Origin of the sequence: Nocardioides panacihumi, from assembly GCF_039530925.1 — a bacterium.
Taxonomy (GTDB): domain Bacteria; phylum Actinomycetota; class Actinomycetes; order Propionibacteriales; family Nocardioidaceae; genus Nocardioides; species Nocardioides panacihumi.
This window is the reverse complement of the sequence record NZ_BAAAPB010000002.1, coordinates 487,873-512,809: the sequence shown is the minus strand read 5'-3', so window position 1 is coordinate 512,809 and position 24,937 is coordinate 487,873. Positions and strand designations below refer to the sequence as shown.

General features: G+C 70.8%; 24 protein-coding genes. 15 read left to right on the top strand and 9 right to left on the bottom strand.

Annotated elements, in window-relative coordinates; all coding sequences use genetic code 11:
- Nucleotide 1 precedes the first annotated feature (1 nt).
- From ABD205_RS11585 to ABD205_RS11565, 5 genes are all read left to right on the top strand, one after another.
- Complete coding sequence (locus tag ABD205_RS11585; protein WP_344044978.1) at nucleotides 2–616, top strand: GTP cyclohydrolase II; 615 nt, start codon at nucleotides 2–4, stop codon at nucleotides 614–616.
- 82 nt (nucleotides 617–698) lie between these two features.
- Nucleotides 699–1,154 carry a hypothetical protein gene (locus ABD205_RS11580; protein ID WP_344044977.1) on the top strand — a complete coding sequence of 152 codons (456 nt, stop codon included), beginning with the start codon at nucleotides 699–701 and terminating at the stop codon, nucleotides 1,152–1,154.
- A gap of 7 nt (nucleotides 1,155–1,161) precedes the next feature.
- Complete coding sequence (locus ABD205_RS11575; protein WP_344044976.1) at nucleotides 1,162–2,517, top strand: sensor histidine kinase; 1,356 nt, start codon at nucleotides 1,162–1,164, stop codon at nucleotides 2,515–2,517.
- Nucleotides 2,514–3,131 carry a response regulator gene (locus ABD205_RS11570; protein WP_344044975.1) on the top strand — a complete coding sequence of 206 codons (618 nt, stop codon included), beginning with the start codon at nucleotides 2,514–2,516 and terminating at the stop codon, nucleotides 3,129–3,131. Before ABD205_RS11575 ends, ABD205_RS11570 begins: the two co-directional genes overlap by 4 nt.
- Before the next feature lie 199 nt (nucleotides 3,132–3,330).
- Nucleotides 3,331–4,515, top strand: a complete 1,185-nt coding sequence (locus tag ABD205_RS11565; RefSeq protein WP_344044974.1) for a glycosyltransferase family 4 protein — start codon at nucleotides 3,331–3,333, stop codon at nucleotides 4,513–4,515.
- Between the two features lie 91 nt (nucleotides 4,516–4,606).
- Here the strand turns inward: ABD205_RS11565 and ABD205_RS11560 are convergent, their stop codons facing one another.
- From ABD205_RS11560 to ABD205_RS11545, 4 genes are all read right to left on the bottom strand, one after another.
- Entirely contained in the window at nucleotides 4,607–5,530 is a 924-nt protein-coding gene (locus ABD205_RS11560; RefSeq protein WP_344044973.1) for an LOG family protein, read from the bottom strand.
- Nucleotides 5,531–5,541: 11 nt separating this feature from the next.
- Nucleotides 5,542–6,423 (bottom strand): serine protein kinase RIO, encoded by an 882-nt coding sequence (locus tag ABD205_RS11555; RefSeq protein WP_344044972.1) that lies wholly within the window; start codon nucleotides 6,421–6,423, stop codon nucleotides 5,542–5,544.
- A gap of 160 nt (nucleotides 6,424–6,583) precedes the next feature.
- Nucleotides 6,584–7,966 (bottom strand): NAD(P)/FAD-dependent oxidoreductase, encoded by a 1,383-nt coding sequence (locus tag ABD205_RS11550; protein ID WP_344044971.1) that lies wholly within the window; start codon nucleotides 7,964–7,966, stop codon nucleotides 6,584–6,586.
- 23 nt (nucleotides 7,967–7,989) lie between these two features.
- A complete protein-coding gene (locus ABD205_RS11545) occupies nucleotides 7,990–8,463 on the bottom strand; it encodes an Lrp/AsnC family transcriptional regulator (protein WP_344044970.1) in 474 nt (157 codons plus the stop codon).
- Nucleotides 8,464–8,807: 344 nt separating this feature from the next.
- Here ABD205_RS11545 and ABD205_RS11540 point away from each other — a divergent pair, with 344 nt between their 5' ends.
- Genes ABD205_RS11540 through ABD205_RS11520 form a run of 5 tightly spaced genes read left to right on the top strand, consistent with a single transcriptional unit; the run spans nucleotide 8,808 to nucleotide 14,135 of the window.
- Nucleotides 8,808–9,869 carry a polyamine ABC transporter substrate-binding protein gene (locus tag ABD205_RS11540; protein ID WP_344044969.1) on the top strand — a complete coding sequence of 354 codons (1,062 nt, stop codon included), beginning with the start codon at nucleotides 8,808–8,810 and terminating at the stop codon, nucleotides 9,867–9,869.
- On the top strand, nucleotides 9,853–11,007 hold the full coding sequence (locus ABD205_RS11535) for an ABC transporter ATP-binding protein (RefSeq protein ID WP_344044968.1): 1,155 nt from the start codon (nucleotides 9,853–9,855) through the stop codon (nucleotides 11,005–11,007). The genes ABD205_RS11540 and ABD205_RS11535 overlap by 17 nt, the downstream gene beginning before the upstream one ends.
- Complete coding sequence (locus ABD205_RS11530) at nucleotides 11,007–11,915, top strand: ABC transporter permease (protein ID WP_344044967.1); 909 nt, start codon at nucleotides 11,007–11,009, stop codon at nucleotides 11,913–11,915. Before ABD205_RS11535 ends, ABD205_RS11530 begins: the two co-directional genes overlap by 1 nt.
- The gene (locus ABD205_RS11525; RefSeq protein ID WP_344044965.1) at nucleotides 11,912–12,736 is read left to right on the top strand and encodes an ABC transporter permease; all 825 of its coding nucleotides are present in this window, start codon (nucleotides 11,912–11,914) and stop codon (nucleotides 12,734–12,736) included. The genes ABD205_RS11530 and ABD205_RS11525 overlap by 4 nt, the downstream gene beginning before the upstream one ends.
- Nucleotides 12,737–12,746: 10 nt before the next feature.
- Nucleotides 12,747–14,135, top strand: coding sequence for an NAD(P)/FAD-dependent oxidoreductase (locus ABD205_RS11520; RefSeq protein ID WP_344044964.1), 1,389 nt, complete (start codon nucleotides 12,747–12,749; stop codon nucleotides 14,133–14,135).
- 220 nt (nucleotides 14,136–14,355) lie between these two features.
- Here ABD205_RS11520 and ABD205_RS11515 read toward each other — a convergent pair whose 3' ends face one another.
- A complete protein-coding gene (locus ABD205_RS11515; RefSeq protein ID WP_344044963.1) occupies nucleotides 14,356–15,765 on the bottom strand; it encodes an aspartate aminotransferase family protein in 1,410 nt (469 codons plus the stop codon).
- A gap of 117 nt (nucleotides 15,766–15,882) precedes the next feature.
- On the opposite strand from ABD205_RS11515, the gene ABD205_RS11510 reads away from it, so the two are divergent.
- Complete coding sequence (locus ABD205_RS11510; protein ID WP_344044962.1) at nucleotides 15,883–17,502, top strand: amidohydrolase; 1,620 nt, start codon at nucleotides 15,883–15,885, stop codon at nucleotides 17,500–17,502.
- A 16-nt stretch (nucleotides 17,503–17,518) separates the two neighbouring features.
- Here the strand turns inward: ABD205_RS11510 and ABD205_RS11505 are convergent, their stop codons facing one another.
- The 3 genes from ABD205_RS11505 to ABD205_RS11495 form a co-directional block, all read right to left on the bottom strand.
- Entirely contained in the window at nucleotides 17,519–17,899 is a 381-nt protein-coding gene (locus tag ABD205_RS11505; protein ID WP_425572869.1) for a VOC family protein, read from the bottom strand.
- Nucleotides 17,900–18,099: 200 nt separating this feature from the next.
- Nucleotides 18,100–18,750 carry a cache domain-containing protein gene (locus ABD205_RS11500; RefSeq protein ID WP_344044961.1) on the bottom strand — a complete coding sequence of 217 codons (651 nt, stop codon included), beginning with the start codon at nucleotides 18,748–18,750 and terminating at the stop codon, nucleotides 18,100–18,102.
- 23 nt (nucleotides 18,751–18,773) lie between these two features.
- On the bottom strand, nucleotides 18,774–19,529 hold the full coding sequence (locus ABD205_RS11495) for a FadR/GntR family transcriptional regulator (protein ID WP_344044960.1): 756 nt from the start codon (nucleotides 19,527–19,529) through the stop codon (nucleotides 18,774–18,776).
- Nucleotides 19,530–19,659: 130 nt separating this feature from the next.
- Here ABD205_RS11495 and ABD205_RS11490 point away from each other — a divergent pair, with 130 nt between their 5' ends.
- Genes ABD205_RS11490 through ABD205_RS11475 form a run of 4 tightly spaced genes read left to right on the top strand, consistent with a single transcriptional unit; the run spans nucleotide 19,660 to nucleotide 23,543 of the window.
- Entirely contained in the window at nucleotides 19,660–20,682 is a 1,023-nt protein-coding gene (locus tag ABD205_RS11490) for an ABC transporter ATP-binding protein (protein ID WP_344044958.1), read from the top strand.
- Nucleotides 20,682–21,908, top strand: a complete 1,227-nt coding sequence (locus ABD205_RS11485; protein WP_344044957.1) for an ABC transporter substrate-binding protein — start codon at nucleotides 20,682–20,684, stop codon at nucleotides 21,906–21,908. Before ABD205_RS11490 ends, ABD205_RS11485 begins: the two co-directional genes overlap by 1 nt.
- A gap of 4 nt (nucleotides 21,909–21,912) precedes the next feature.
- The gene (locus ABD205_RS11480; protein ID WP_344044956.1) at nucleotides 21,913–22,752 is read left to right on the top strand and encodes an ABC transporter permease; all 840 of its coding nucleotides are present in this window, start codon (nucleotides 21,913–21,915) and stop codon (nucleotides 22,750–22,752) included.
- A complete protein-coding gene (locus ABD205_RS11475) occupies nucleotides 22,749–23,543 on the top strand; it encodes an ABC transporter permease (RefSeq protein ID WP_344044955.1) in 795 nt (264 codons plus the stop codon). The genes ABD205_RS11480 and ABD205_RS11475 overlap by 4 nt, the downstream gene beginning before the upstream one ends.
- Before the next feature lie 12 nt (nucleotides 23,544–23,555).
- Here the strand turns inward: ABD205_RS11475 and gabT are convergent, their stop codons facing one another.
- On the bottom strand, nucleotides 23,556–24,893 hold the full coding sequence (gene gabT / locus ABD205_RS11470) for a 4-aminobutyrate--2-oxoglutarate transaminase (protein WP_344044954.1): 1,338 nt from the start codon (nucleotides 24,891–24,893) through the stop codon (nucleotides 23,556–23,558).
- Nucleotides 24,894–24,937: the final 44 nt, after the last annotated feature.

The following is a 24,937-nucleotide window of genomic DNA, read 5'->3' as shown; positions in this document are numbered from 1 at the left end:
GATGCGACAGGTGACGATCAGGAAGCAGGTCAGGCTCCCGGTCCGGCTGCCCGACGGCCGGGTGGCCACGGGACGGCTCTTCAGCTTCGACGGGCTCGCTGACGGCCGCGAGCACGTCGCGCTCGCCCTCGGCGACCGTGCGGACGGGCCGGGCACCGGCCCCGCCGGCGTACCGCTCGTCCGGCTGCACAGCGAATGCCTCACCGGGGACGTCCTGGGCAGCCGGCGCTGCGACTGCGGGCCGCAGCTCGACGACTCGCTGGACCGGCTCGAGACGGAGGGTGGCTACCTGCTCTACCTGCGGCAGGAGGGCCGCGGGATCGGGCTCTACGCGAAGATCGACGCCTACACGCTGCAGGACGACGGGCTGGACACGTTCGACGCCAACCTCGCGCTCGGCTACCCCGAGGACGCACGCGACTACACCGTCGCCGCCCAGATGCTTCGTGCGCTCGGCCTCGACGAGATCCGGCTGCTCAGCAACAACCCCGACAAGACCGCCCAGCTGACTCGGCTCGGCATCCGGGTCGTCGAGCAGGTGCCCATGACCGTGCACCTGACGCCGTCCAACCAGGGCTACCTGGCCGCGAAGGCCGCCCGGTCGCGGAGGTACTAGTACCAAGGTCCGATGGTGCGCCGACCGCGCCGACGGCGAGGGTGGAGCTGTCAGACCAACCGCCCACCACCAGGAGTCCCCGATGATCATCAAGGCAGCTCTCGCCGCTCTCGCGGTCGTGGTCGCCGGAGTCCCGGCGGCCCTCGGCCTGTTCGGCAACGCGTCGTTCACCCGCCAGGTCCCGGTCGAGGATCCGACCGATACACCGTCGCTGGTCTCGACCACGCCGACGTCGTCCGCGACGCCGACCGCGCGCCGTACGGCGTCCTCGGAGGCGACCGAGCACTCCACCGAGCACTCCGCTGAGCACTCCGCCGAGCACTCCACCCGGCCGACCACGACCCGCCACGCCGAGCAGGGCGACGACCGTGGCACGCGTGAGGCGGAGCCGGGCGACGACCGTGGCACGCGTGAGGCGGAGCCGGGCGACGACCGGGGCGGTCGCGACACGGGCCGCCGGGGCGGCGACGACCGGTCCGGCCACCACTCCGGAGGCTCCGACGGTTCCGGCCACGGCGGCGGCGACGACCGACGATGATGGGGCGATGACGACCGAGGCGCAGGTCCCGTGGCTGGTGGTCTCCCGGCCACGGGGCGCCGGCGGTCAGGGCGACGGCAGGCCGGTGAGGGTGCTCCTCCCGGTGCTTGCCGCCGCTCTCGCCGTACTCGTGCTCGTCGCCGTCGTCGGCTCCTACGCCGCCCGGCGGCTCGCCGAGCGCGAAGCGGTGAACGACGCCGCCAACACCACCGACCTGCTGGCACGAGCGGTCGTGCAGCCGGCCCTCACCGACGGCATCGTGACCGGTGACCCGGCGTCCGCCGCGGCGCTGGCGGCGGCGCTGCACGACTACCTGCCCGCCTCCTCGGTCATCCGGGTCAAGGTCTGGTCGCGCGACGGGAAGGTGCTCTGGTCCGACGAGCCGCGCCTGATCGGCGCCGTCTTCCCGCTCGGACAGGCGGAGCGAGCGGTGCTCGACGACCCCGCCACGAGGGCCGACGTGAGTGACCTGGACGAGCCGGAGAACCGCTACGAGCGCGGCAACGGCAGGCTGCTCGAGGTCTACCGCCCGGTCTGGACACCCGGTGGCACGCCGCTGCTCTTCGAGACCTACGCCCGCTACGACACAGTCACGGCGCGCTCCGGTCAGCTGTGGCGCGGCTTCGCCGGCGTGACGATCAGCAGCCTGCTGTTCTTCGCCGCCCTCCTGACACCGTTGCTGTGGCGGCTGCTCGGACGGCTGCGACGGTCTCAGCGCCAGCGCGAGGCGCTCCTCGAGCAGGCGGTCGACGCGTCGCAGGAGGAGCGACGCCGGATCGCCGGCACACTGCACGACGGCCCTGTCCAGGAGCTCGCCGCGACGTCGTACGTCGTCAGCGGCGCAGCCGCCCGCCTGTCCGCCGCCGGCGACACCGCCACGGCCGCGGAGCTCGAGCGCGCGGCGTCCACGTTGCGCAGCAGCATCGGCAGCCTCCGCTCTCTCCTGGTCGACCTGCATCCGCCGGGCCTGGAGTCGGCCGGGCTGCGCTCGGCGCTCGGTGACCTCGCCGCCGGGTTGCAGCCGCGCGGCATCCGCGTCGACCTCGAGGTCGACGACGACCTCGACCTCGCACCCGACGAGGAGCGGCTCGTCTACCGCGTCGCGCGCGAGTGCCTCCACAACGTACGCCGCCACGCAGCCGCGACCCACGTCGCGTTGTCCCTGCACAGGACCGACGAGGGTGTCGTGCTCGAGGTGGCCGACGACGGCGTCGGGTTCGACCCCGTCGCGGTGATGGCGAACCCGCCCCAGGGCCACCTGGGTCTGCGGGTGCTCGCCGATGTCGCCTCCGATGCCGGCGCCGAGCTCGCGGTGGCGTCGGCGGCCGGCGTCGGCTGCGTCTGGCGGCTGAGGTTGCCATGATCCGCGTGGTCCTGGTCGACGACCATCCCCTCGTGCGCGCCGGCATCCGGGCTCTCGTCGAGGCCGCCGGTGACATCGAGGTGGTCGCCGAGGCGGCCGACGGGGCGGCGGCGGTCGACGCCGTGGCGACGCTGCCCGAGCCGCCGGACGTCGTACTCATGGACCTGTCGATGCCGGGTGTCGACGGCGTCACCGCGACCCGGCGCCTCCTCGACGCGGGCGGTGCCGGCGCGGTCGTCGTGCTGACCTCGTTCGCCGACCAGGCCAGGGTCGCCGAGGCGCTCGAGGCCGGCGCGGTCGGCTACCTGCTCAAGGACAGCGAGCCGGCCGACCTGCTCGCCGGGATCCGCGCCGCTGCAGCCGGTCATGCGCCGCTCGACCCGCGGGTGGCCCGTGCGCTGCTGCCCGCACGAGGTCCGGCGCCGGGCGCCGACCTCAGCGACCGGGAGCGCGAGGTGCTGGCGCTGGTCGCGCGCGGGTTGGCGAACAAGCAGATCGCGACCCGGCTGGGGATCACCGAGCGGACCGTGAAGGTCCACCTCGGCAGCGTCTTCCGGCGCATCGGCGTCGCCGATCGTACGAGCGCCGCCCTCTGGGCCCGCGAGCACCTCTGACCCACCCGGACGTCATACGAGCTGGTGGCTCTGGCGACCGGACCGTATGACGTCCGCCCGATGACCCGCCCCACGTCATACGAGCTGGCGGCTCCGGCGACCGGACCGTATGACGTCCGCCCGGTTGCTCACGCGACATTCACCGACACGTCAACCGGTCATGGCGACCCGTTGACGCCCGCCCGCCACCGTCGGTGCCATGACGAGCGTCATCGAGCTCCCGCTCGGGGGCCGGGCCGACGGCCACCTGCGCGTCCTGGTCGTCGCCGAGTCCTTCCTCCCGCAGGTCAACGGCGTCACGAACTCGGTCCGTCGCGTGCTCGAGCACCTGGCCGCGGAGGGACACGAGGCCGAGCTGGTCGCACCGACCGGCCCCGAGGCGTACGCCGGCTTCCGTGTCACCCGCGCCCGGGGCGCGAATCTGCCGTTCTACCGGGACTTCCGCATCGGGCTCGAGACCCGCCGCCGCCTGCGTGCGGTGATGACGCGCTTCCGCCCCGACGTCGTGCACGTCGCGAGCCCGGCGACGCTCGGCTACCAGGCCCTGAAGGTGGCCGAGGAGCTGGCCATCCCGACGGTCGCGATCTACCAGACCGACCTGGTCGGCTTCGCCGAGCGCTACGGGTGGCCGTATCCGCTCCCGGGCGGAGTGCCGGCGGCCGCCGCGCTCACCCGTGCGATCCACCGCCGGGCCGGCCGCACGCTCGCACCGTCCTCTGCGAGCCTCGCCCAGCTCACCCGGCTCGGTGTCGAGCGGACGGCACTGTGGCCGCGCGGCGTCGACCTGGTGGCCTTCGATCCCGCACGCGTCGACCACGGCCTGCGCAGCCGCCTCGCTGCGAACGGCCGGACGATCGTCGGGTACGTCGGCCGCCTGGCCCCCGAGAAGGAGCTCGGGCTGCTCGCGCACCTCGCGAACGACGACCGCTACGCGCTGGTCGTCGTCGGGGGAGGCCCCGAGGACGAGAGACTCCGCGCGCTGCTCCCCGGGGCACACTTCCTCGGTGTGCTCCACGGCGACGAGCTCGGGGCGGCGTACGCCTCCCTCGACGTCTTCGTGCACACCGGCCGCCACGAGACGTTCTGCCAGTCCGCCCAGGAGGCGCTCGCCTCCGGTGTGCCGGTGGTCGCCCCGCGCTCGGGCGGCCCGATCGACGTCGTCGACGACCAGGTCACCGGGTTCCTCTACGAGCCCGGTGCCGGCGGGCAGCTCGCCGCGATGGTCCAGCGGCTCCACGACGATCCGCGCCTACGGCGACGGATGGGCCGCGCCGCCCGTACCGCTGTCGCCGGCCGCTCCTGGCAGGCCGTCAACGACCGCCTGATCGCGCACTACCGCGACGTCATCGGCGTCCGCTTCACCGCCCACCGCCCCGCCGCCTGACCCCGCGGGGATCGACGTCTCGACCCGTGGGGATCGACGTCTCGACCCGTGGGGATCGACGTCTCGACCCGTGGGGATCGACGTCTCGGGGTCAGGGTCGATGGCTCGCGACGACGGCGGCGGCGTCCTCGACGGTGTCGACGAGGCGGACCCGGTCCTCCATCACACGGCCGGTGGCAAGCGACCGCAGCAGGGGCCACACCGGCAGCTCCTCGGTCCAGTAGCGCTCTCCGACCAGCACCATCGGCGCCACCGTCGACGCGTCGCCGTAGTAGTTCTCGCACGCGTCCTGGAACACCTCCTGCACCGTCCCCGCGGCGCCCGGCAGGAACACGATGCCCCCCTCGCACACCTCGAGCAGGATCGCCTCGCGCGTGGCGTTGCGGAAGTACTTCGCGATCGCGTCGCAGAACACGTTCGGAGGCTCGTGCCCGTAGAACCAGGTCGGGATGCCCAGCGACCTCCCGCGCGGCGGCCCGCCCGCCCGGTGACCGGTCGCGCCGCGCACGGTGAGCGCCACGTCGACCCAGTCCTGGATCGACGGCCGGAAGCCCGGCACCGCCGCCAGCCGTGCGGCCGCGGCCTCCACCTCGGCGACGTCGTACGACGCCATCCAGGCGCCCAGGTTCGCCGCCTCCATCGCGCCGGGTCCGCCCCCGGTCGTCACCACGCTGCGTTGCCCGAGCGCGTGCCCGAGCCGAGCCGCCGCGGCGTACGCCGGCTCCCCACGCTGGACGTCGTGCCCGCCCATCACCCCGACCAGGTGCCGGCCCTCGATCCACCCGTCGAGCGCCTCGTCGATCGCGAAGTCGTGCAGCGCCCGCACACGCGCCGTCTCGCGGGTGTGCCGCTCGCGCGACCACGCGTAGGCGCGCGCGTCCAGCGAGTCGGCGTACGACGTCGTGTCGTAGAGCTCCTCGGCGGTGTACAGGTCGGTCCGCTCGGGGTCGACGGGGGAGTCCACGACCGGTGCGGCGAGGGGTGCGGGCCGGGTGCGGACATGACGACGGTTCACAAGAGCCGAGACTAGAACGCCACGGCCATCAGCTCCCCGAAGAGCGCGTGCTCGTCGACGTCGAGCCCGCGCGCCGCGAACCACCGGCACACGTTGGTGCAGTCGCGCAGCAGGAAGTCGGCGCCCGCTGGGTTGGCGACGAGGTCGACCATCTGCGGCAGGTCGATGACGACCAGCCGATCGCCCGCCGCGAGCACGTTGTACGGCGACAGGTCGCCGTGCACCAGGCCGTGCTCGGTCAGCGTGAGGAGCACGTCGCGCAGCTGCGAGAAGTAGTGCGCCAGCAGCTCCGGCTCGGGGCGGGTCTGGGCCAGCCGGGGCGCCGTGCTCGAGCCGTCCGGGCCGTCGACCCGGATCCACTCCATGAGGATCTCGGTCCCGTCGATCTGCACCGGGTAGGGGACCGGTAGCCCGAGCTCGTGGCAGCGCACGAGCGCCTCCCACTCGGCGCGCGCCCACTGCCCGGCGGCCACCGAGCGGCCGTAGGAGGTCTTGTTGGTCATCGCCCGCATGTCGCGGGTGTTCCTCGTGCGACGGCCCTCGGTGTAGGACGCCGACCGGTGGAACGTGCGGTGCTCCTCGCCGCGGTAGCGCTTGGCGACCATGACGACGGACTCGCCGAGACCTCCTCGGTCCGGCGGAGGGGACCCGGGCACGGCGCGCTCGAGCAGGTAGGCGTCGGCCTCCTTGCCGGTCTTGAGGATGCCGAGGTCGGTGTCGACCGCGGCCTGGGAGGTCACGACCCAGTCGGGACGGGGCTGCGGGCCACGGCACAGCGGCTCGACCGCGAGCCAGGTCGACCAGCGGGTGCCGGTGTCGGCGAGCTCGTCGTCGGGGTCGAGCGCGACGAAGTCGAAGGTGAAGCTGGGATCAAGGGTGAAGTCGGAAGACAACGGTGCTCCGGTGAGAGTGAGAGGGGCGGCGGGTGGGCAGGCCGACAACGACAGTCGTCACGGGTCCTCGCCTCCTCTCAGTCACCGGGCGTCTCGGAACGACGCAGCCGATCGCGGGCCAGCCTCGCCTGCGCGATCGCCCGGGCGCAACCGGTTTTTCTCAGTGGCCGCCGAGCAGCGGCGCCATCGCCCGCGCGGCGAGGCTGGGTCGGCCGGTGAGCCGCTCCTCGGCGTCGGCGAACGTCATCGTGCGCAGCCCCACGTTGATGCCGAGCCAACGCAGCGGCTCGGGCTCCCAGCGCGGCGACCGGTGGCCGACCCAGGGGAGTGCGGTGAGCGGCGTCGACTGGCCGAGCACGAGGTCGCGGAGGGTGCGACCCGCCAGGTTCGTGGTGGTGACCCCGTCGCCGACGTACCCGCCGGCCCAGGCCAGCCCCGTCGACGCGTCGAGCCCGACCGAGGCGCACCAGTCGCGTGCGATGCCGAGCGCGCCGCCCCACGAGTGGGTGACCTTCGTGCCCGCGAGCATCGGGAACATCTCCAGCAGTGTCGCGTACAGGCTCGCGAACACCCGCTCGTCGCGGTCGTGGGCCGGGTCGATCCGGGAGCCGAAGTGGTACGGCGCCCCGCGCCCGCCGAACACGATCCGGTCGTCGGCGGTGCGCTGCCCGTAGATGATCAGGTTGCGGTGGTCGCTGAAGGTCTCGCGCCGGGCGAGCCCGATCTCGTCCCAGACCGAGGCGGGCAGGGGAGCGGTCGCGATCATGAGCGAGTAGACCGGCACGACGGCGCGCTCGGAGCCGCGGATGCTCGGGGTGTAGCCCTCGGTGGCGCGCACCACGACGTCGGCGCTCACGGTGCCGCGCAGCGTGACGACGCGGTGCGGCTCGATCGCCGTGACGGGCGTCTGCTCGTAGATGGCGACGCCCCGGGCCTCGACGGCTCGGGCGAGCCCGCGCACGAGCCTGGCGGGGTGGATCGCGGCGCAGTCGGGCGTGTACGTCGCCCCGAGCGTCCCGGTGGCGTTGATGACCGCGCGTGCCTGGCCGGCGTCGAGCAGTCGTACGTCGTCCTCGCCCCGTCCCCAGGCGCGTGCGCCGTCCACCTCGGCGCGTGCGCGCTCGAGCTGGGTCCGGGTGCGGGCGAGCACGATGGTGCCGCCCTTGGCGATGTCGGCGTCGATCCCCTCGGCCGCGGCCACGCGGGCGATCTCGTCGATGCTGTCGCGCATGGCCTGGTGCTGGGCCAGCGCGGTCTCCCGCGTGCCGATCCGGGCCAGGGCCGGCAGCGAGGCGGGGAACAGTGCCGAGGCCCAGCCGCCGTTGCGGCCGGAGGCGCCGAAGCCTGCGGTCTCCTTCTCGACGACGGCGATCCGCAGGTCCGGTCGGGCCTCGGCCAGGTAGTAGGCGGTCCACAGCCCGGTGAAGCCCGCGCCGACGATCGCCACGTCGACGGAGGTGTCGCCGGGGAGTCCGTCCCGCGGGTGCAGGGGGTCGCCGGCGGTGGCATGCCACAGCGACAGGCCGGCGTACGTTGGACTCACCCGTGCTGATCCGTTCGCGTCGCTCACCGAACGCCCCACGAGTAGGTCTGCTTGCGCAGCCGCAGGTACATGAACGTCTCGGTGGCGACCACGCCCGGGATGGTGCGGATGCTGTCGGAGATCAGCTCGAGCAGGTGCTCGTCGCTCTCCGCGACGACCTCGACGAGGAGGTCGTAGGAGCCCGCCGTGATGACGACGTAGTCCACCTCCTGGAGCTCGGCCAGCGCGTCCGCGACCGGGTCGAGCGTGCCGGTGACCTTGATGCCGACCATCGCCTGCCGCGCGAACCCGAGCTCGAGGGGGTCGGTCACGGCGACGACCTGCATCACCCCGGAGTCGACGAGGCGCTGCACCCGCTGCCGCACCGCCGCCTCGGAGAGGCCGACGACCTTCCCGATGGCGGCGTAGGATCGGCGACCGTCCTGCTGGAGCTGCTCGATGATGGCCTTGGAGACCTCGTCGAGCGTCACCGACGGCTTGCTTCTGGTGCGGGTCATGGGCGCCAGTGTCCAGGGTCGGTCAGCCCCGGTCAAAGATTTCCTCGCGTGTGGCAGAGGATTTCGCCGGTCACCGGTGGCCGTCACGACGTAGTTCGTTGCAAACTTGTTTCGTAACTACGGATTCCCTTGTGGTTCGCGGGTGACCCGTGTCACGATCCGGTGGCTCGGCGAAGCGCCGGGCGATTGATGGGAGGTACGCCGTGGCCGGGAATGGCCTGACGCGCCGAGGTCTGCTCCAAGGCGCAGGAGCCACAGCGTTCGGAGGGCTCAGTCTTTACGCGCTGCAGTGGTTCTCGACGCCGAACCGTCAACAGGACCCGACGTCGTGCTTCGCCAAGGACGTGTCGGCGACGGACAAGAAGCTGATCGTCTCGAACTGGCCGGAGTACATCGACCAGGACGCGGACGGCTACAAGTCGACGATGACCGTCTTCAGCGAGCGGTTCGGCATCGACGTCAGCTACACGGCGGACGTCAACGACAACAGCGAGTTCTTCGCCAAGGTCGTCAACCAGCTCGGCGCCTGCCAGCCGACCAAGCGCGACATGTTCATGCTCACCGACTGGATGGCCGCGCGCATGATCCAGATGGGCTGGATCCAGAAGCTCGACAAGTCGAAGATCCCGAACGTCGACAAGAACCTGATCTCCTCCCTGCAAGGGGTCGGCTGGGACCCGAAGCGCGAATACTCCGCGCCCTGGCAGAGCGGCTTCACCGGCATCGCCTACAACAAGAAGCTGGTCAAGGAAGTCCGCACGATGGACGAGCTGCTGACCCGCGACGACCTGCGCGGCAAGGTCACGATGCTGACCGAGATGCGCGACACGATGGGCCTGATGCTGCTCTCCGAGGGCAAGGACCCGGCCAAGTTCACCGACGCCGACTGGACGGCGGCCATCGACAAGGTCAAGGCCGCCCGTCGGCGCGGCCAGATCCGCGCCTTCACCGGCAACGAGTACGTCAACGACCTCTCCGCCGGGAACATCGCGGCCTGCGTCGCCTGGTCCGGGGACGTCGCGGCGTCCGGGGACGACAACCTCGTCTTCGTCCGGCCGGAGGAGGGCCTCATGATCTGGGCGGACAACATGCTCGTGCCCAATCTGGCCACCCACCAGGGCAACGCCGAGAAGTGGATCGACTACTACTACGAGCCGGAGACGGCGGCCAAGCTCGCCGCGTACGTCTGGTACGTCACCCCGGTCAAGGGCGCCCAGCAGGCGATGGAGAAGGTCGGCCCCGACCTGGTGAAGGCCGGGCTCATCGACGACGTCGACTCGATGGTCAACAACCAGCTCATCTTCCCGACCGAGGAGTACCTCAAGTCCACCCACAGCTTCATGGCCCTCGACGAGGTCAAGATGCGGCAGTACGAAGGAGATTTCGCCGATGTCACAGGTGGCTGACGCCGCATCCGCTGTTGGTCGCGACCTGCGACTGACGGGGCTGCGCAAGGAGTATCCCAACGGCTTCGTCGCCGTGCACGACCTCGACCTGGTCATCCCGCAGGGCAGCTTCTTCGCCCTGCTGGGCCCGTCGGGCTGTGGCAAGACGACGACCCTGCGCATGGTCGCCGGCCTCGAGACGGTCACGCAGGGCTCGATCACGATCGGCGACCAGCAGATCACGCACGAGAAGCCCTATCGCCGTCCGGTCAACACCGTCTTCCAGAACTACGCGCTCTTCCCCCACCTGACGATCGCGGAGAACGTCGCGTTCGGGCTCAAGCGGCGTGGCGTGAAGGACGTCGCCGGCCCGGTGCACGAGATCCTCGAGCTCACCGAGCTCACGGTGCAGGCGGACAAGCGGCCCGCACAGCTCTCCGGCGGTCAGCAGCAGCGGGTCGCACTCGCTCGCGCCCTCATCAACCGCCCCGAGGTGCTCCTGCTCGACGAGCCGCTCGGTGCGCTCGACCTCAAGCTGCGCCGGGCGATGCAGCTCGAGCTCAAGCGGATCCAGACCGAGGTCGGCCTCACCTTCGTGCACGTGACGCACGACCAGGAGGAGGCCATGACGATGGCCGACACGATCGCGGTCATGAACGGCGGCGTCGTGGAGCAGCTGGGCAGCCCCACCGAGCTCTACGAGAACCCGGCGACCACCTTCGTGGCGAACTTCCTCGGCCAGTCGAACCTGATCGCCGGCACAGTCGTCGGCATCGAGGGCGACCAGGTGAAGGTCGACATGGAGGGCACGGTCGTGTCCATCCCGCTCGACCGCGCGCACACGGCGAACACCGCCGGCACGAAGGGCTGGGTGGGGATCCGTCCCGAGAAGGTCCTCATCGCCCCGGCGGGCGAGCCGATCGACGCACCCGGCAGCCACATGACCGGCGCCGTCATCGTCGACTCCAGCTTCATCGGCGTCTCGACGCAGTACGTCGTCAAGATGCCCTGGGGCCGAGAGATGATGGCCTTCGAGCAGAACACCGGCGCCCGCGGCGTACTCGCCCCCGGCACCAAGGTCGACGTGTCGTGGCGTCCCGAGTTCGCCTTCCTGCTCGACGCCAGCCAGGACGTCGACGCGGGCATCGAGGAGGACTGATGGTCGCGGTCACCCCCGAGAAGGCGGCGCCTCCGGAGCCGTCCGCCGCTCCGCAGCGGCGGCCGCGGCGGAGCAGGGCCGGCTACTGGCTGATCCTGCCCGCGGCCTTGTGGCTGGGCGTCTTCTTCATCCTCCCGTTCTACTCGCTGCTGGCGTCCTCGCTCTTCGACCCCAGCGGCTCGGTGCTCACCGGTTACAAGGTGACGTACCACTGGGCCAACTTCCCGAACGCCCTTCGCGACTACTGGATCCCGCTGGTCCGCGCGTTGTGGTACGCCGCGCTGGCGACGTTCTTCTGCCTCATCCTCGGCTACGTGCTGGCCTACGCGATCGCCTTCAAGGCCGGTCGGTGGAAGAACCTCATGCTGGTGCTCGTCGTGGCGCCGTTCTTCACGAGCTTCCTCATCCGCACGCTGTCGTGGAAGCTCATCCTCGGCGACAACGGCTGGGTCGTGAGCGCGCTCCAGACGGTGCACATCCTCGGCGCCAACGGCCGCCTGCTGGCGACTCCGATCGCCGTCATCGCCGGTCTCACCTACAACTTCCTGCCGTTCATGGTGCTGCCGCTCTACGCCTCCCTGGAGAAGATCGACGGCCGCCTGATCGAGGCCGCCGGTGACCTCTACGCGTCGCCGGCGCGTGCGTTCTTCAAGGTGACCTGGCCGCTGTCCCTGCCCGGTGTCGTCGGCGGCACGCTGCTGACGTTCATCCCGGCGGCCGGCGACTACATCAACGCCACGCTGCTCGGCAGCCCCAACCAGAACATGGTCGGCAACGTGATCCAGAAGCTCTTCACCACGACCGGTGACTACGCCGCCGCCGGCGCGCTCTCGGTGATCCTCATGCTGATCATCCTGGTGATGGTCATCCTGTACATCCGCAAGGCCGGCACGGAGGAGCTGCTGTGAACGCGCTGTCCCGCCTCGGTCGCTGGGTCCGCGACCACCTGATCCTGATCCTCGGGATCCTGGTCCTGGTCTACATGTACATCCCCAACATGGTCGTGGCCCTGATGTCGTTCAACGACAGCAGCCACGCCCGCAACCTGTACCAGTTCCAGTCGTTCACCCTGAACAACTGGCTGCACCCCTGCGCGCCTGATGGGATGTGCCAGTCCGTCGCCAAGAGCCTCGAGATCGGCATCATCGCGACCGTGGTGGCCACGGTGATCGGCACGCTGGCGGCCTTCGCGCTGGTCCGGCACCGTTTCCACGGCCGGGGCTCGATGAACCTCGTGCTGTTCCTGCCGATGGCCTCGCCCGAGATCGTGATGGGCTCCTCGCTCCTGGCGCTCTTCATCGCGTTCCACGCCGGCGGGCACCTCGGCACCGGGACGATCCTGATCGCCCACATCATGTTCTGCCTGTCGTTCGTCGTCGTCACGGTGAAGTCCCGCTTGGCGGGCCTCGACGGCAACCTCGAACAGGCGGCGATGGACCTCTACGCGACGGAGTCGCAGACGTTCTGGAAGGTCACCTTCCCGCTCGTCTTCCCGGGCATCCTGGGCGCGGCGCTGCTCTCGTTCAGCCTGTCCTTCGACGACTTCATCATCACCAACCTGAACGCCGGCCAGACGGTCACGTTCCCGATGTTCGTCTGGGGTGCCGCCCAGCGCGGCGTGCCGATGCAGGTCAACGTCGTGGGCACCGTGATGTTCCTCATCGCCATCGCCATCGTGATCAGCGGCGAGGTGCTGTCGCGCCGACGGAGCCGGGCCCTCGCCGGCTAGGACGAACTCCATGCATCACGCACTCGACGACGCCGAGCCGGCGCCGTACTGGCTGGACGACCCGCGCCGACCCGACGGCCTGCCACCGCTCGTCGGTCAGGCGTCGGCGGACCTGGTGGTCGTCGGCGGCGGCTACACCGGCCTGTGGACGGCGCTGCTCGCACGCGAGAGGTTCCCGTCCCGGTCGGTCATGCTGGTCGAGGCGGGTCGCTGCGGCGACCAGGCGAGCGGCCGCAACGGCGGCTTCGCGTCGGCGAGCCTGACCCACGGATTCTGGAACGGGCTGTCGCGCTGGCCCGACGAGCTCGAGACGCTCGACCGGCTCGGCGCCGAGAACCTCTCCGAGATCGGCAGCACGATCGACAAGCTCGGGATCGACTGCGACTGGCGCCTGACCGGCGAGCTGTCGGTGGCGACCCGTCCGCACCAGGCCGACGAGCTGGCCGAGCTGTCAGGGGAGATGACCGCGCGGGGCATCGAGCACTCGCTCCTCGACGCGGCCGGTGTGCGCGGGCTGCTCGACTCCCCGACGTACGTCGGCGGCCTGCTCGAACCGCACGGCACGGCCCTCGTCGAGCCCGCCCGTCTGGCCTGGGGCCTGCGTCAGGCGTGCCTCGACGCCGGCGTCGTCGTCCACGAGGGCACCCGGGTGAGGTCCCTGGTCCGTGAGGGTGCAGGCGTGCGGCTGGAGACCGATCGCGGCTCCGTCCGCGCCGGGAAGGTCGCCCTCGCGACGAACGCGTTCCGGCCGCTGCTGAGGCGGCTCTCGCTGATGACGGTGCCGGTCTACGACTACGTGCTCATGACCGAGCCGCTCTCCGCGGAGCAGCTCGCCTCCATCGGGTGGCAGGGACGGCAGGGCGTGGGTGACTCCGCCAACCAGTTCCACTACTACCGGCTCACGCGCGACAACCGCATCCTGTGGGGCGGCTACGACGCCGTCTACCACTACGGCTCGCGGATCTCCCCGGAGCTGGAGGCGGCCGGTCCGACGCACGAGCGGCTGGCCGGGCACTTCTTCGAGACGTTCCCGCAGCTCGAGGGGCTCCGTTTCACCCATCGCTGGGCCGGCGTGATCGATACGTGCACGCGGTTCTCGGCGTTCTTCGGGACGGGCCTCCGGGGCGACGTCGCCTACGCCTTGGGCTACACCGGCCTCGGCGTCGCGGCGACGCGCTTCGGCGCACAGGTCGTGCTCGACCTGCTCGAGGGCGAGGAGACCGAGCGGACCCGGCTGGAGATGGTGCGGTCCAAGCCCCTGCCGTTCCCGCCCGAGCCGCTGCGCTGGGCCGGCATCCAGCTCACCACCCGCTCGCTGGCGAAGGCCGACGCCAACCAGGGGCGACGCAACCTGTGGCTGAAGTCCCTGGATCGCGCCGGCCTCGGCTTCGACAGCTAGAACCGCCGAGTCGGCGCATCCTCGCGCTCCTGAAAGGCCGAGTCGGCGCATCCTCGCGCTCCTGAAAGGCCGAGTCGGCGCATCCTCGCAGTCAGACTGCGAGGATGCGCCGACTCGGGCCCTGTGACGTGCGAGGATGCGCCGACTCGGGCCCTGTGGCGTGCGAGTTTGCGCCGACTCGGCGCACCCGGACTCAGGCGCGCCCAGACTCGACGTCTCGTCAGAGCATCGAGGATGCCTTGTCCAGCACCCGGCGGAGGATCTGCTCGATCTCGTCGAACTCGGTCTGGCCGACGATGAGCGGGGGAGAGAGCTGGATGACCGGGTCGCCGCGGTCGTCGGCGCGGCAGTAGAGACCCTCTTCGTAGAGCGCCTTGGAGACGTAGCCGTAGAGGATGCGCTCGCACTCCTCCTCGCTGAACGACTCCTTGGTGTTGCGGTCCTTGACCAGTTCGATGCCGTAGAAGTAGCCGGAGCCGCGGACGTCGCCCACGATCGGCAGGTCCTTGAGCTTCTCGAGCGTCGACTTGAACGCCGCCTCGTTGTTGGTGACGTTCTCCAGGAGGTTCTCGCTCTCGAAGATGTCGAGGTTGGCCAGGGCGACGGCCGTCGAGACCGGGTGGCCGCCGAACGTGTAGCCGTGGGCGAACATCTGGCCGTCCTCGAGGAACGGCTCCATCAGCCGGTCGGACGCGATCATCGCGCCGAGCGGGGCGTAGCCCGAGGTCAGACCCTTGGCCGACGTGATGATGTCGGGCGTGTAGTCGAACTTCTGACCGCCGAACCACGTGCCGAGCCGGCCGTAGGCGCAGATGACCTCGTCGGAGACCAGCAGGACGTCGTACTCGTCGCAGATCTCGCGCACCCGCTGCCAGTATCCGGGCGGCGGCGGGAAGCAGCCGCCGGCGTTCTGGACGGGCTCGAGGAAGACGGCGGCGACGGTGTCGGGGCCCTCGTTCTCGATCGCCACGGCGATCTGGTCGGCGGCCCAGCGACCGAAGGCCTCAGCCGACGCATCGTCGGTCACGTCGATGAGGCCGCCCGTGATCGAGTCGGCGCGGTAGACGTTGGTGTTCGGCACGCGGAAGGTCGAGGGGACGAGCGGCTCGAACTGCTGCTTGAGCCCGGGCAGGCCGGTGATCGACAGCGCGCCCTGCGTGGTGCCGTGGTACGCGATCGCGCGGCTGATCACCTTGTGCTTCATCGGCTTGCCGACGAGCTTGTAGTAGTTCTTCGCGAGCTTCCACGCGGTCTCGACCGCCTCGCCACCGCCGCTGCTGAAGAAGACGCGGTTGAGGTCCCCGGGCGCCAGGTTGGCGAGCCGCTCGGCGAGCTGGATGGCCGACGGGTGGGCGTAGGACCAGAGCGGGTGGAACGCCAGCTGCGAGGCCTGCTTCGCCGCGGCCTCGGCCAGCTCGGTGCGACCGTGGCCGACCTGGTTGACGAAGAGCCCGGCCAGGCCGTCGAGGTATCGCTTGCCCTGGGCGTCGTAGATGTACGCGCCCTCACCCTTCACGATGATCGGCACGTCTGCGTCCTTGTACGACGAGTGCCGGGTGAAGTGCATCCACAGGTGGTCCTTGGCGGCCTTCTGAAGATGGGGCAGGTCAGCGGTGTAGTCCGGGTCCATGGTCCCCATGGTTCCTGTCCGAGGCGCGAGATGCAAGCGAATCCGAAGTGATCTTGCGCGAAATGCGACGGAATCCGTTGTTGGAAAGGGGTGGCACGGTGCTGATAAACACTCCTCATGACCCTCACCCTGTTCACGAACGGCACCCTCTTCACCGGTCACACGTACGTCGGCCGGGTCGGTGCCGTCGTCGTCCGCGACTCGCTCGTCGAGGCGGTGCTGCCGCCGGGGGCCGACCTGCCCGACCTGCCCGACGGGCGCGTCGTCGACCTGGCCGGTGGGCTGCTCACGCCGGGGTTCGTCGACGCGCACGTGCATGCGGTGCAGGGCGGGCTCGAGCTGCTCCGCTGCGACCTGTCCGGCCTCGACCGGCGCGACGACTACCTGCGCGCCGTGAAGGACTACGCCGACGCGCATCCGGAGCTGGAGTGGATCACCGGGGGCGGCTGGTCGATGTCAGCGTTCCCCGGCGGGGCCCCGACGAAGGACGACCTCGACCTCGTCGTGCCGGACCGCCCGGTCTTCCTGCCGAACCGCGACCACCACGGAGCCTGGGCGAACAGCCGCGCGCTCGAGCTGGCCGGGATCACGCGCGACACGCCCGACCCGGCGGACGGCTACTTCGAGCGCGCCGCGGACGGGAGTCCGACCGGCACGCTGCACGAGGGCGCCATGCACGCGGTGGCCCGGTTGCTCCCCGAGATCACCGCGAAGGACCTGCGTGACGGGCTGCTCGCCGGACAGGCTCGACTCCACTCGGTCGGCGTGACCGGCTGGCAGGACGCGATCGTCGGCGACTACGCGGGCATCACCGACCCGGGGCCGACGTACGCCGAGGCGGCCCGGGCCGGCGACCTCACGGCGTACGTCGTGGGGGCGCTGTGGTGGGACCGCGACCGAGGGACGGAGCAGATCGCAGACCTCGTCGCGCGGCGCGCGCACTACACCCACGGCCGCTTCCGGGCGACGAGTGTGAAGGTCATGCAGGACGGCGTGCCTGAGAACGGCACGGCGTCGATGACGGTGCCCTACCTCGACCGCTGCGGTCATCCCACCGCCAACGCCGGGCACTCCTTCGTCGACCCGGCGGTCCTGAAGGAGGCGGCCCCTGCGCTCGCCGCGCTCGGCTTCCAGATCCACGTGCACGCCATCGGCGACAGCGCCGTGACGGAGACGCTCGACGCCCTCGAGGCGATCGGCGCGGACGACGCCGACCTGCGCCACCACGTCGCACATCTGCAGTTCGTCCGCCCCGACGACCGACCGCGCTTCGGGCGGCTCGGCGTCGCCGCCAACCTCCAGTCGCTGTGGGCGTGCCTCGACGACCAGATGGTCGACCTCGTGCTTCCCGCGGTCGGGCCCGAGCGCGCCGCCTGGCAGTACCCCTGGGCGGCGCTGCAGGCCGGTGGTGCCCGGCTGGTCTCGGGCAGCGACTGGCCGGTGAGCACCCCCGACCCGTGGCAGGCCCTGCACGTCGCGGTCAACCGCGTCCACCCCGGGGACGACCGGGAGGCATTCCTGCCGGAGCAGTCGCTGACGCTGGAGACAGCCCTGGCGTCGTACACCTCGGGGAGTGCGTGGGTGAACCACCGCGACGACGCCGGCGTGATCGCACCCGGCATGGTCGCCGACCTGGTCGTCCACGACCGGGACCCGTTCCAGGGTCCGGCCGCGCGGATCGCGGAGACGCGGGTCGTGAGCACCTGGGTCGAGGGCGTGCCCGTCCACGAGGCGTAGCTGCGCCTGCCGGCCGTCAGAGCGGGTTGAGGCGGGCCCTGAGCAGGCAGAACTCGTTGCCCTCGGGGTCGGCGAGCACGTGCCAGGACTCCTCGCCGGTCTGACCGATGTCGGCAGGACGCGCTCCCAGAGCCAGGAGGCGTTCGAGCTCGGCGTCCTGGTCGCGGTCGGTGGCGTTGACGTCGATGTGCAACCGGGACTTCCCGGGCTCCGGCTCGTCCCGGCGGCTCAGGATGATGGTCGGCTGGGGGCCGCCGAAACCTTCACGCGGGCCGATCTCGAGCGTGCCGTCCTCCTCGCGGTCGAGCACGACGAAGTCGAGCACCTCGCACCAGAACCGGGCCAGCAGCTCGGGGTCTCTGCAGCCGAGCACGAGCTCACTGACACGACACGCCATGGACGGGACCTGCTTTCGGGTCGAGGACTGTCGGGGGACTTCCTGGTCGCGGATGCGTCGGGCCCATTCTGCAGGGCCGCCTGGTAGCGCCAGATGCCGACGACCTCCACCGGTCACCCCCCAGCCTCGAGACCGTGGACCAAGGCTGCTCCGGCCGGTGGGTCGCTGTCGATGGCACGCGGAGCGCGCCAACTCGTTCGTCAGTGGATGACGAGGCCGAGCGGCAGGCCCGAGCAGGGGAGTGTCTCGCGGCCGGCCTCGACGCGGTCCCCGGGGCCGACGTGCGGGTCGGCTGACACGACGGCCCGGCCGTACTCGTTGACGAGCGTCGCTCCGGCGGCCCGCAGGCCGGGCAGGAGCATGCCCTCGAGCGTCTCGACGAGGGTGTCGGCGCCGACGACTCCGACCATCCGGCCGTCGACGATCACCGGGGCGGTGGTGGTGACGGTGTACTCGTCGGTGCAGACGAAGTCGACGTACGGGCCGGTGAGGTGCGGGTGCCCGGTGAGCTGCGGGTTCGCGAACCACGGGCGCCGCGTGTAGTCGAAGGTCTCGGTCGCGGTCAGCGTCGGCTCGGCCAGGAGGCGGCGGTCGTCGCCCTGCCACCAGGCGAGGTAGAGCGGCTTGTCGGCGAGCGCGTTGCGCGCCGCGACGAAGCCGCCGCCGACGAGGTGGTGGGGGCCGTCCAGGAAGTCGATGACCCGTACGGCGATCGCGGCCGTCGCCATCGCCGCGGTCACCGGGCCGGACTCGAACTGCTCGGTGAGCGCACCCTGCCACGTGTGGAGCTCGTCGAGGATCTGGTGGAAATGGCGTTCGACGTCACGGAGGCATGCCTCCGCCGAAGTCACGCCGGCCACGGTCACGCCCATCATCATCGCACCGCCGCGTGGAGGTCGGCCAGCAGTTCGAGGGTGTCCGTCACCTGCGCCCGCGTCACGCGGCGGGCCGTCTCGGAATCCCCGTCGGCCAAGGCGTCGGCGAGCGCCGACAGCCGGTCGGCGGTGGTCCGCCGGTGGTCGGGGTCCTGCAGCGGGAGCCGGAGCAGGGCCCCGAAGTCGGCCTCCAGCCGGATCACCTCCCGGGTCAGTCGCGCCGACTGGGTGAGCGCAGCGACCGCCAGGTAGAACTCCGTCTCCGCGCGCCGCCACGCACCGACGTCGCACCCGGTCGAGTGGTCGCGCGGCACGATGCCGCGGACGTAGTCGACCTCCGCCGGGTCGACGCGCGCCGCCGCGAGCTCCGCGCAGCCGGTGAGCACGACGGTGTAGTGGCTCCCGCGGTCACGCAGCTCGAGGCGCGACATGCCAGCGAGCCTGGTGTGGGTGAGCGCGTCGCCGGACGGCGCCGTGACGAAGCTGCCGCCCTTGCGGCCGCGGACGGTGGTCACCAGCCCCTGCTCGCGCAGCGCCACGAGCGCCTCGCGGGCGGTCACCAGGGCGACCCCGAAGAGCTGGGCGAGCTCGGCCTCGCTCGGGAGCCGCTCGCCGTCGACGAGCATGCCGGCCCAGATCGCCTCGGCCAGCCTGCGTTCGACGAGCAGCGCACGCCCCTCGTCGCCGATGGGCGCGAAGATCGCCGCTCGGACAGGGCCCGTCTCGGGGCGCCCGCCTGCCGGGGACTCGGCCACTCTCCACCTCCTTCACGAGGAGAAGTGCAACGACTCGGAAACTTTTGCTACCCGCTCATCGGAACTGCTCGCGGAATTAACATATGGGACCATATGATTCCTCGGCGCGACACTACCGGAGCGGAGAAGGATGAGCGGCACAGCGATCAGCCTCAGCGGGCTGAGCAAGCACTACGGCGAGGTCAAGGCCGTCGACGACCTCGACCTGCAGGTCGCCGAGGGCGAGTTCTTCTCGATGCTCGGCCCGTCGGGCTCGGGCAAGACGACGGTCCTGCGCCTGATCGCGGGCTTCGAGCAGCCGACGGCCGGGCGGATCGAGCTCGCGGGCACGGAGGTGACCGGCCTCGCGGCCCACCAGCGCGACGTCAACACCGTGTTCCAGGACTACGCGCTCTTCCCGCACCTCAGCGTCCGGCAGAACGTCGAGTACGGCCTGCGCGTGAAGAAGGTGCCGACGCGTGAGCGCCGCGAACGCGCGGAGCAGGCGCTGGCCAGCGTCCGCCTCGACGCGTACGCCGACCGCCGTCCGCACCAGCTCTCCGGCGGCCAGCGGCAGCGGGTCGCGCTCGCGCGGGCGCTGGTCAACCGGCCGCAGGTCCTGCTGCTCGACGAGCCCCTCGGCGCCCTGGACCTCAAGCTGCGTCGCGAGATGCAGCTCGAGCTCAAGGAGATCCAGCGCGAGGTCGGCATCACCTTCGTGTTCGTCACCCACGACCAGGAGGAGGCGCTGACGATGAGCGACCGGGTCGCGGTGTTCCGCGACGGTCGCATCGAGCAGGTCGCCTCGCCCGTGGAGCTCTACGAGCAGCCCGCCAGCCCCTTCGTGGCCGGGTTCGTCGGCACGTCCAACCTGCTCGACGAGGCGCTGGTCGGCCGGCCCGGCACCTGGGCCATCCGCCCGGAGCGCCTGCTGCTCGGCGAGCCCTCGCCGGGCGCCCAGTCGGCCGACGGCGAGATCACCGAGGTCGTCTACCTCGGGGCGGCGACCCACACGATCGTGCAGCTCGACGCCGGCCCGACCGTGACGGTCTCGCGGCCGAACTCGGGCACGGCCCACCTGGCCGAGCGCGGCGCGCGTACGACCGTCAGCTGGCGAGCCGACGACCTGGTTTCCCTCGGGTCCGCTCCGACCCGTCCCACCGAGGAGGAATGATGCAAAGAACAGCGGCACTCCCAGCAGTCCGCACAGCGCTCGCCGTGGCGGTGGCTGGTGCCGTCATCGCCCTGTCAGCCTGTGGTTCGTCGGACTCGTCCGGCGGCTCCGCCGGCGGGTTCAAGGCCCCGGACATCCCGATGGCGAAGAAGCTCGGGGACAAGGAGGGGGCGGTCAACATCCTGGCCTGGCCCGGGTATGCCGAGGACGGCAGCAACGACCCGGCGACCGACTGGGTCACGCCTTTCGAGAAGGACACCGGCTGCCAGGCGACGGTGAAGTACTTCGGCAGCTCCGACGAGGCACTCAACCTGATGAAGTCGGGTGACTACGACGTCGTGTCGGCCTCCGGTGACGCCACGCTGCGGCTCATCGCCGGCGGCTACGTCCAGCCGGTCAACACCGACCTGCTGACGAACTACGCCGACATCCAGCCGTTCCTGAAGAACACGGCGTACAACTCGGTCGGCGGCCAGATGTACGGCATGCCGCAGGGCTGGGGCGCCAACCTGCTCACCTACAACCCCGACGTCGTGAAGCCCGCGCCGACCAGCTGGGCGGACATGTTCGACGCCAGCTCGCCGTACCAGGGCAAGGTCTCGGCGTACGACTCGCCGATCTACATCGCCGACGCCGCGCTCGTGCTGATGAAGACGACGCCGGACCTGAAGATCACGAACCCGTACGCGCTCGACAAGAAGCAGTTCGACGCGGCCGTCGCCCTGCTCAAGAAGCAGCGCGGCATCGTCGGCGAGTACTGGTCCGACTACGCGGCGCAGCAGCAGGCCTTCGAGAAGGGCGACGACGTGCTCGGCACGTCGTGGCAGGTCATCGTCAACCTCGTCGAGGCGGACAAGAAGCCGATCCAGGGCGTCGTCCCCGACGAGGGCTCCACCGGGTGGTCCGACACGTGGATGATCAACTCCAAGACCAAGCACGTGAACTGCGCCTACGCGTGGCTCGACTACATCGGTGGCCCGCAGGGCAACGCCGCGGCGGCGTACTACTTCGGTGAGGCGCCCGCCAACGCCAAGGCCTGCGACACCATCGCGACGGTCGACAAGGACCCGACGTTCTGCGACACCTTCCACGCGGCGGACGCGGCGTACGCCAAGAAGATCTGGTACTGGACCACGCCGATCTCGCAGTGCCTCGACGGCCGCACGAACGTCAAGTGTGTGCCGTACTCCGAGTGGGCCAAGGCCTGGACCGAGATCAAGGGCTGATCGGATGAGTCTGCGGCAGCCAGGGCCCCGGGCCGGTGTGGCGACCGGTCTCCTTCTGGGGCCACCCCTGCTCTGGCTGGGAGTCGCCTATCTCGGGGCCCTGGCTGCCCTGCTCGTCACGGCGTTCTTCTCGGTCGGCGAGTTCACGTCCGAGGTCATCAAGGTCTTCACGCTCGACAACTTCTCGTCGCTGCTGAGCGAGCCGATCTACCGGACGGTCGCGTTCCGCACCATCGGGATCGCGGTCCTCGTGACCGTCGTCGACGCGGTGCTCGCCCTTCCGATCGCGTTCTTCATGGCGAAGGTCGCCAGCCCCCGCGTCCAGCGGGCGCTCGTCATCGCCGTGCTGATGCCGCTGTGGGCGTCGTACCTCGTCAAGGCGTACGCGTGGCGGGCGATGCTGTCCGCCAGCGGGCCGCTCAGCTCGATGGGCCTGCACATCGGCTACGGGCTGCCGGGGCTGATCATCACGCTCGGCTACCTGTGGCTGCCCTACATGATCCTGCCCGTGTACGCCGGCCTGCAGCGCCTTCCCGGCTCCCTGCTCGAGGCCTCCGCGGATCTCGGCGCGTCGGCCGGCACGACGTTCCGCCGGGTCGTCATCCCGTCGATCTTCCCCTCGCTGGTCGCGGGGTCGATCTTCACGTTCTCGCTGACCATGGGCGACTACATCGCCGTCAAGATCGTCGGCGGCCCTACCCAGATGATCGGCAACGTCATCTACGAGAGCGTCGGCACCGCCAACAACCTGCCCTTCGCGGCGGCGTACGCGTTCGTCCCGATCCTCGTCATGCTCGTCTACCTGTGGGCCGTGCGGCGCACAGGCGCTCTGGAGAACCTGTGATCCCCACCCGCCTCAAGGTCTTCTACGGCGCGGCGACAGCCGTCGTGCTGCTGCTGATCTATGCGCCGCTGGCGCTCGTCGTGCTCAACTCCTTCAACACCTCCAAGTCGTTCGCCTGGCCGCCGACCGGGTTCACGACGGAGTGGTGGAGCCGCGCGTGGCACTCCTCGGGCGCGCGGCACGCGCTGCTCGTGAGCATCGAGGTGGCCCTGCTCGCGACCGCCGTCTCACTCGTGCTGGGCACGCTGGCGGCGCTCGGCCTGCAGCGCAGCCGGTTCTTCGGCCGCAACGCGATCTCGCTGCTCATCATCTTGCCGATCGCCCTGCCCGGCATCGTCACCGGCATCGCGCTGAACAACATGTTCCGCACCGTGCTGGGGATGCAGCTGGGTCTCCTCACGGTCGTCATCGCGCACGCGACCTTCTGCATCGTCACCGTGTTCAACAACGTGCAGGCGCGGCTGCGGCGACTCCAGGGCTCACTCCAGGAGGCCTCCGCGGACCTGGGCGCCCGGCCGTTCACGACGTTCCGACTGGTGACGTTCCCGCTGCTGCGCTCGGCGCTGCTCGCGGGTGCCCTGCTCGCCTTCGCGCTGTCCTTCGACGAGATCGTGGTGACCACGTTCACCGTCAGCGCGACCCAGCAGACGTTGCCGATCTGGATCTTCGCCAACCTGTTCCGGCCCAACCAGGCGCCGGTCGTCAACGTGGTCGCGGCAGCGCTGATCGTGCTCTCGATCGTGCCGATCTGGTTCGCGCAGCGGATCTCGGACGACCCGCAGACCCACTGACCGCAGCCGTGGCTACGCCGTGGCGGTGAACGCCTCGGCCACGACGTCGAACGCCTCCTGCAGGAGCTCGTCGCCGATCGACAGCGGCGGCAGGAACCGGAAGACGTTGCCCCACGTGCCGCAGGTGAGCACCACGACGCCCTGGGAGTGGCAGTACGCCGCGACGCGGGCCGTCCGGTCGGCATCCGGCTCGAGCGCGCCCGGCCGGGTCAGCTCGATCGCCATCATGGCGCCGCGCCCGCGCACCTCGGCGATGACCGGGTGGGCGTCCTTGAGGGCGTCGAGACGGGTCTGCATGATCGCGCCGATCTGACGCGCTCGGCCGGCGAGGTCGTGGGTCTCCATCTCCTCGATCGCGCCCAGCGCCGCAGCGCAGGCGACCGGGTTGCCGCCGTACGTGCCGCCCAGGCCGCCGCCGTGGACGGCGTCCATGACCTCGGCGCGCCCCGTCACCGCGGCGAGCGGCAGGCCGCCCGCGATGCCCTTGGCGGTGGTGATGAGATCGGGGACGACGCCCTCGTCGTCGACGGCGAACCAGGTGCCGGTGCGGCACAAGCCCGCCTGGATCTCGTCGGAGACGAACAGCACGCCGTTGCTCCGGCACCACTCGGCCAGCGCCGGGAGGAAGCCCGGAGCCGGCACGACGAAGCCGCCCTCGCCCTGGATCGGCTCGATGACGACACAGGCCAGGTTGGCGGCGCCGACCTGCTTCTCGATGACGTCGATCGCGCGGGCGGCCGCGTCGGTGCCCGAGAGGCCGTCGCGCAACGGGTAGGACATCGGCGCGCGGTAGACCTCACCGGCGAACGGGCCGAACCCGTTCTTGTACGGCATGTTCTTCGCCGTCATCGCCATCGTCAGGTTGGTGCGGCCGTGGTAGGCGTGGTCGAAGACGACGACGGCGTCCCTGCCGGTCGCGACGCGGGCGATCTTCACCGCGTTCTCCACCGCCTCGGCGCCGGAGTTGAACAGGGCGCTCTTCTTGGCGTGGTCGCCGGGGGTGAGCTCGGCGAGCTTCTGCGCCACGTCGACGTAGCCGTCGTACGGCGTGACCATGAAGCAGGTGTGCGTGAACGCCGCCAGCTGGGCGCTCGCACGCTCGACGACCTTCTCCGCCGCGTTGCCGACGGTGGTCACGGCGATGCCGGAGCCGAGGTCGATGAGGCTGTTGCCGTCCACGTCGACCAGCACACCGCCGCCGGCGGCGACGATGAACACCGGGAGCGTCGTGCCGACGCCGTCGGCGACGTACGCCTTCTTGCGGTCGAGCCGCTCGAGCGACCCCGGGCCGGGGATCGCTGTGACGAGGTTGCGCTTCTGGCTGAGGGAGGGGCCACCGGTTGCCGTCATGGCGTCAGCGTAGGACGCGCCGATCGGCTGGTGAAGCGGTAGGC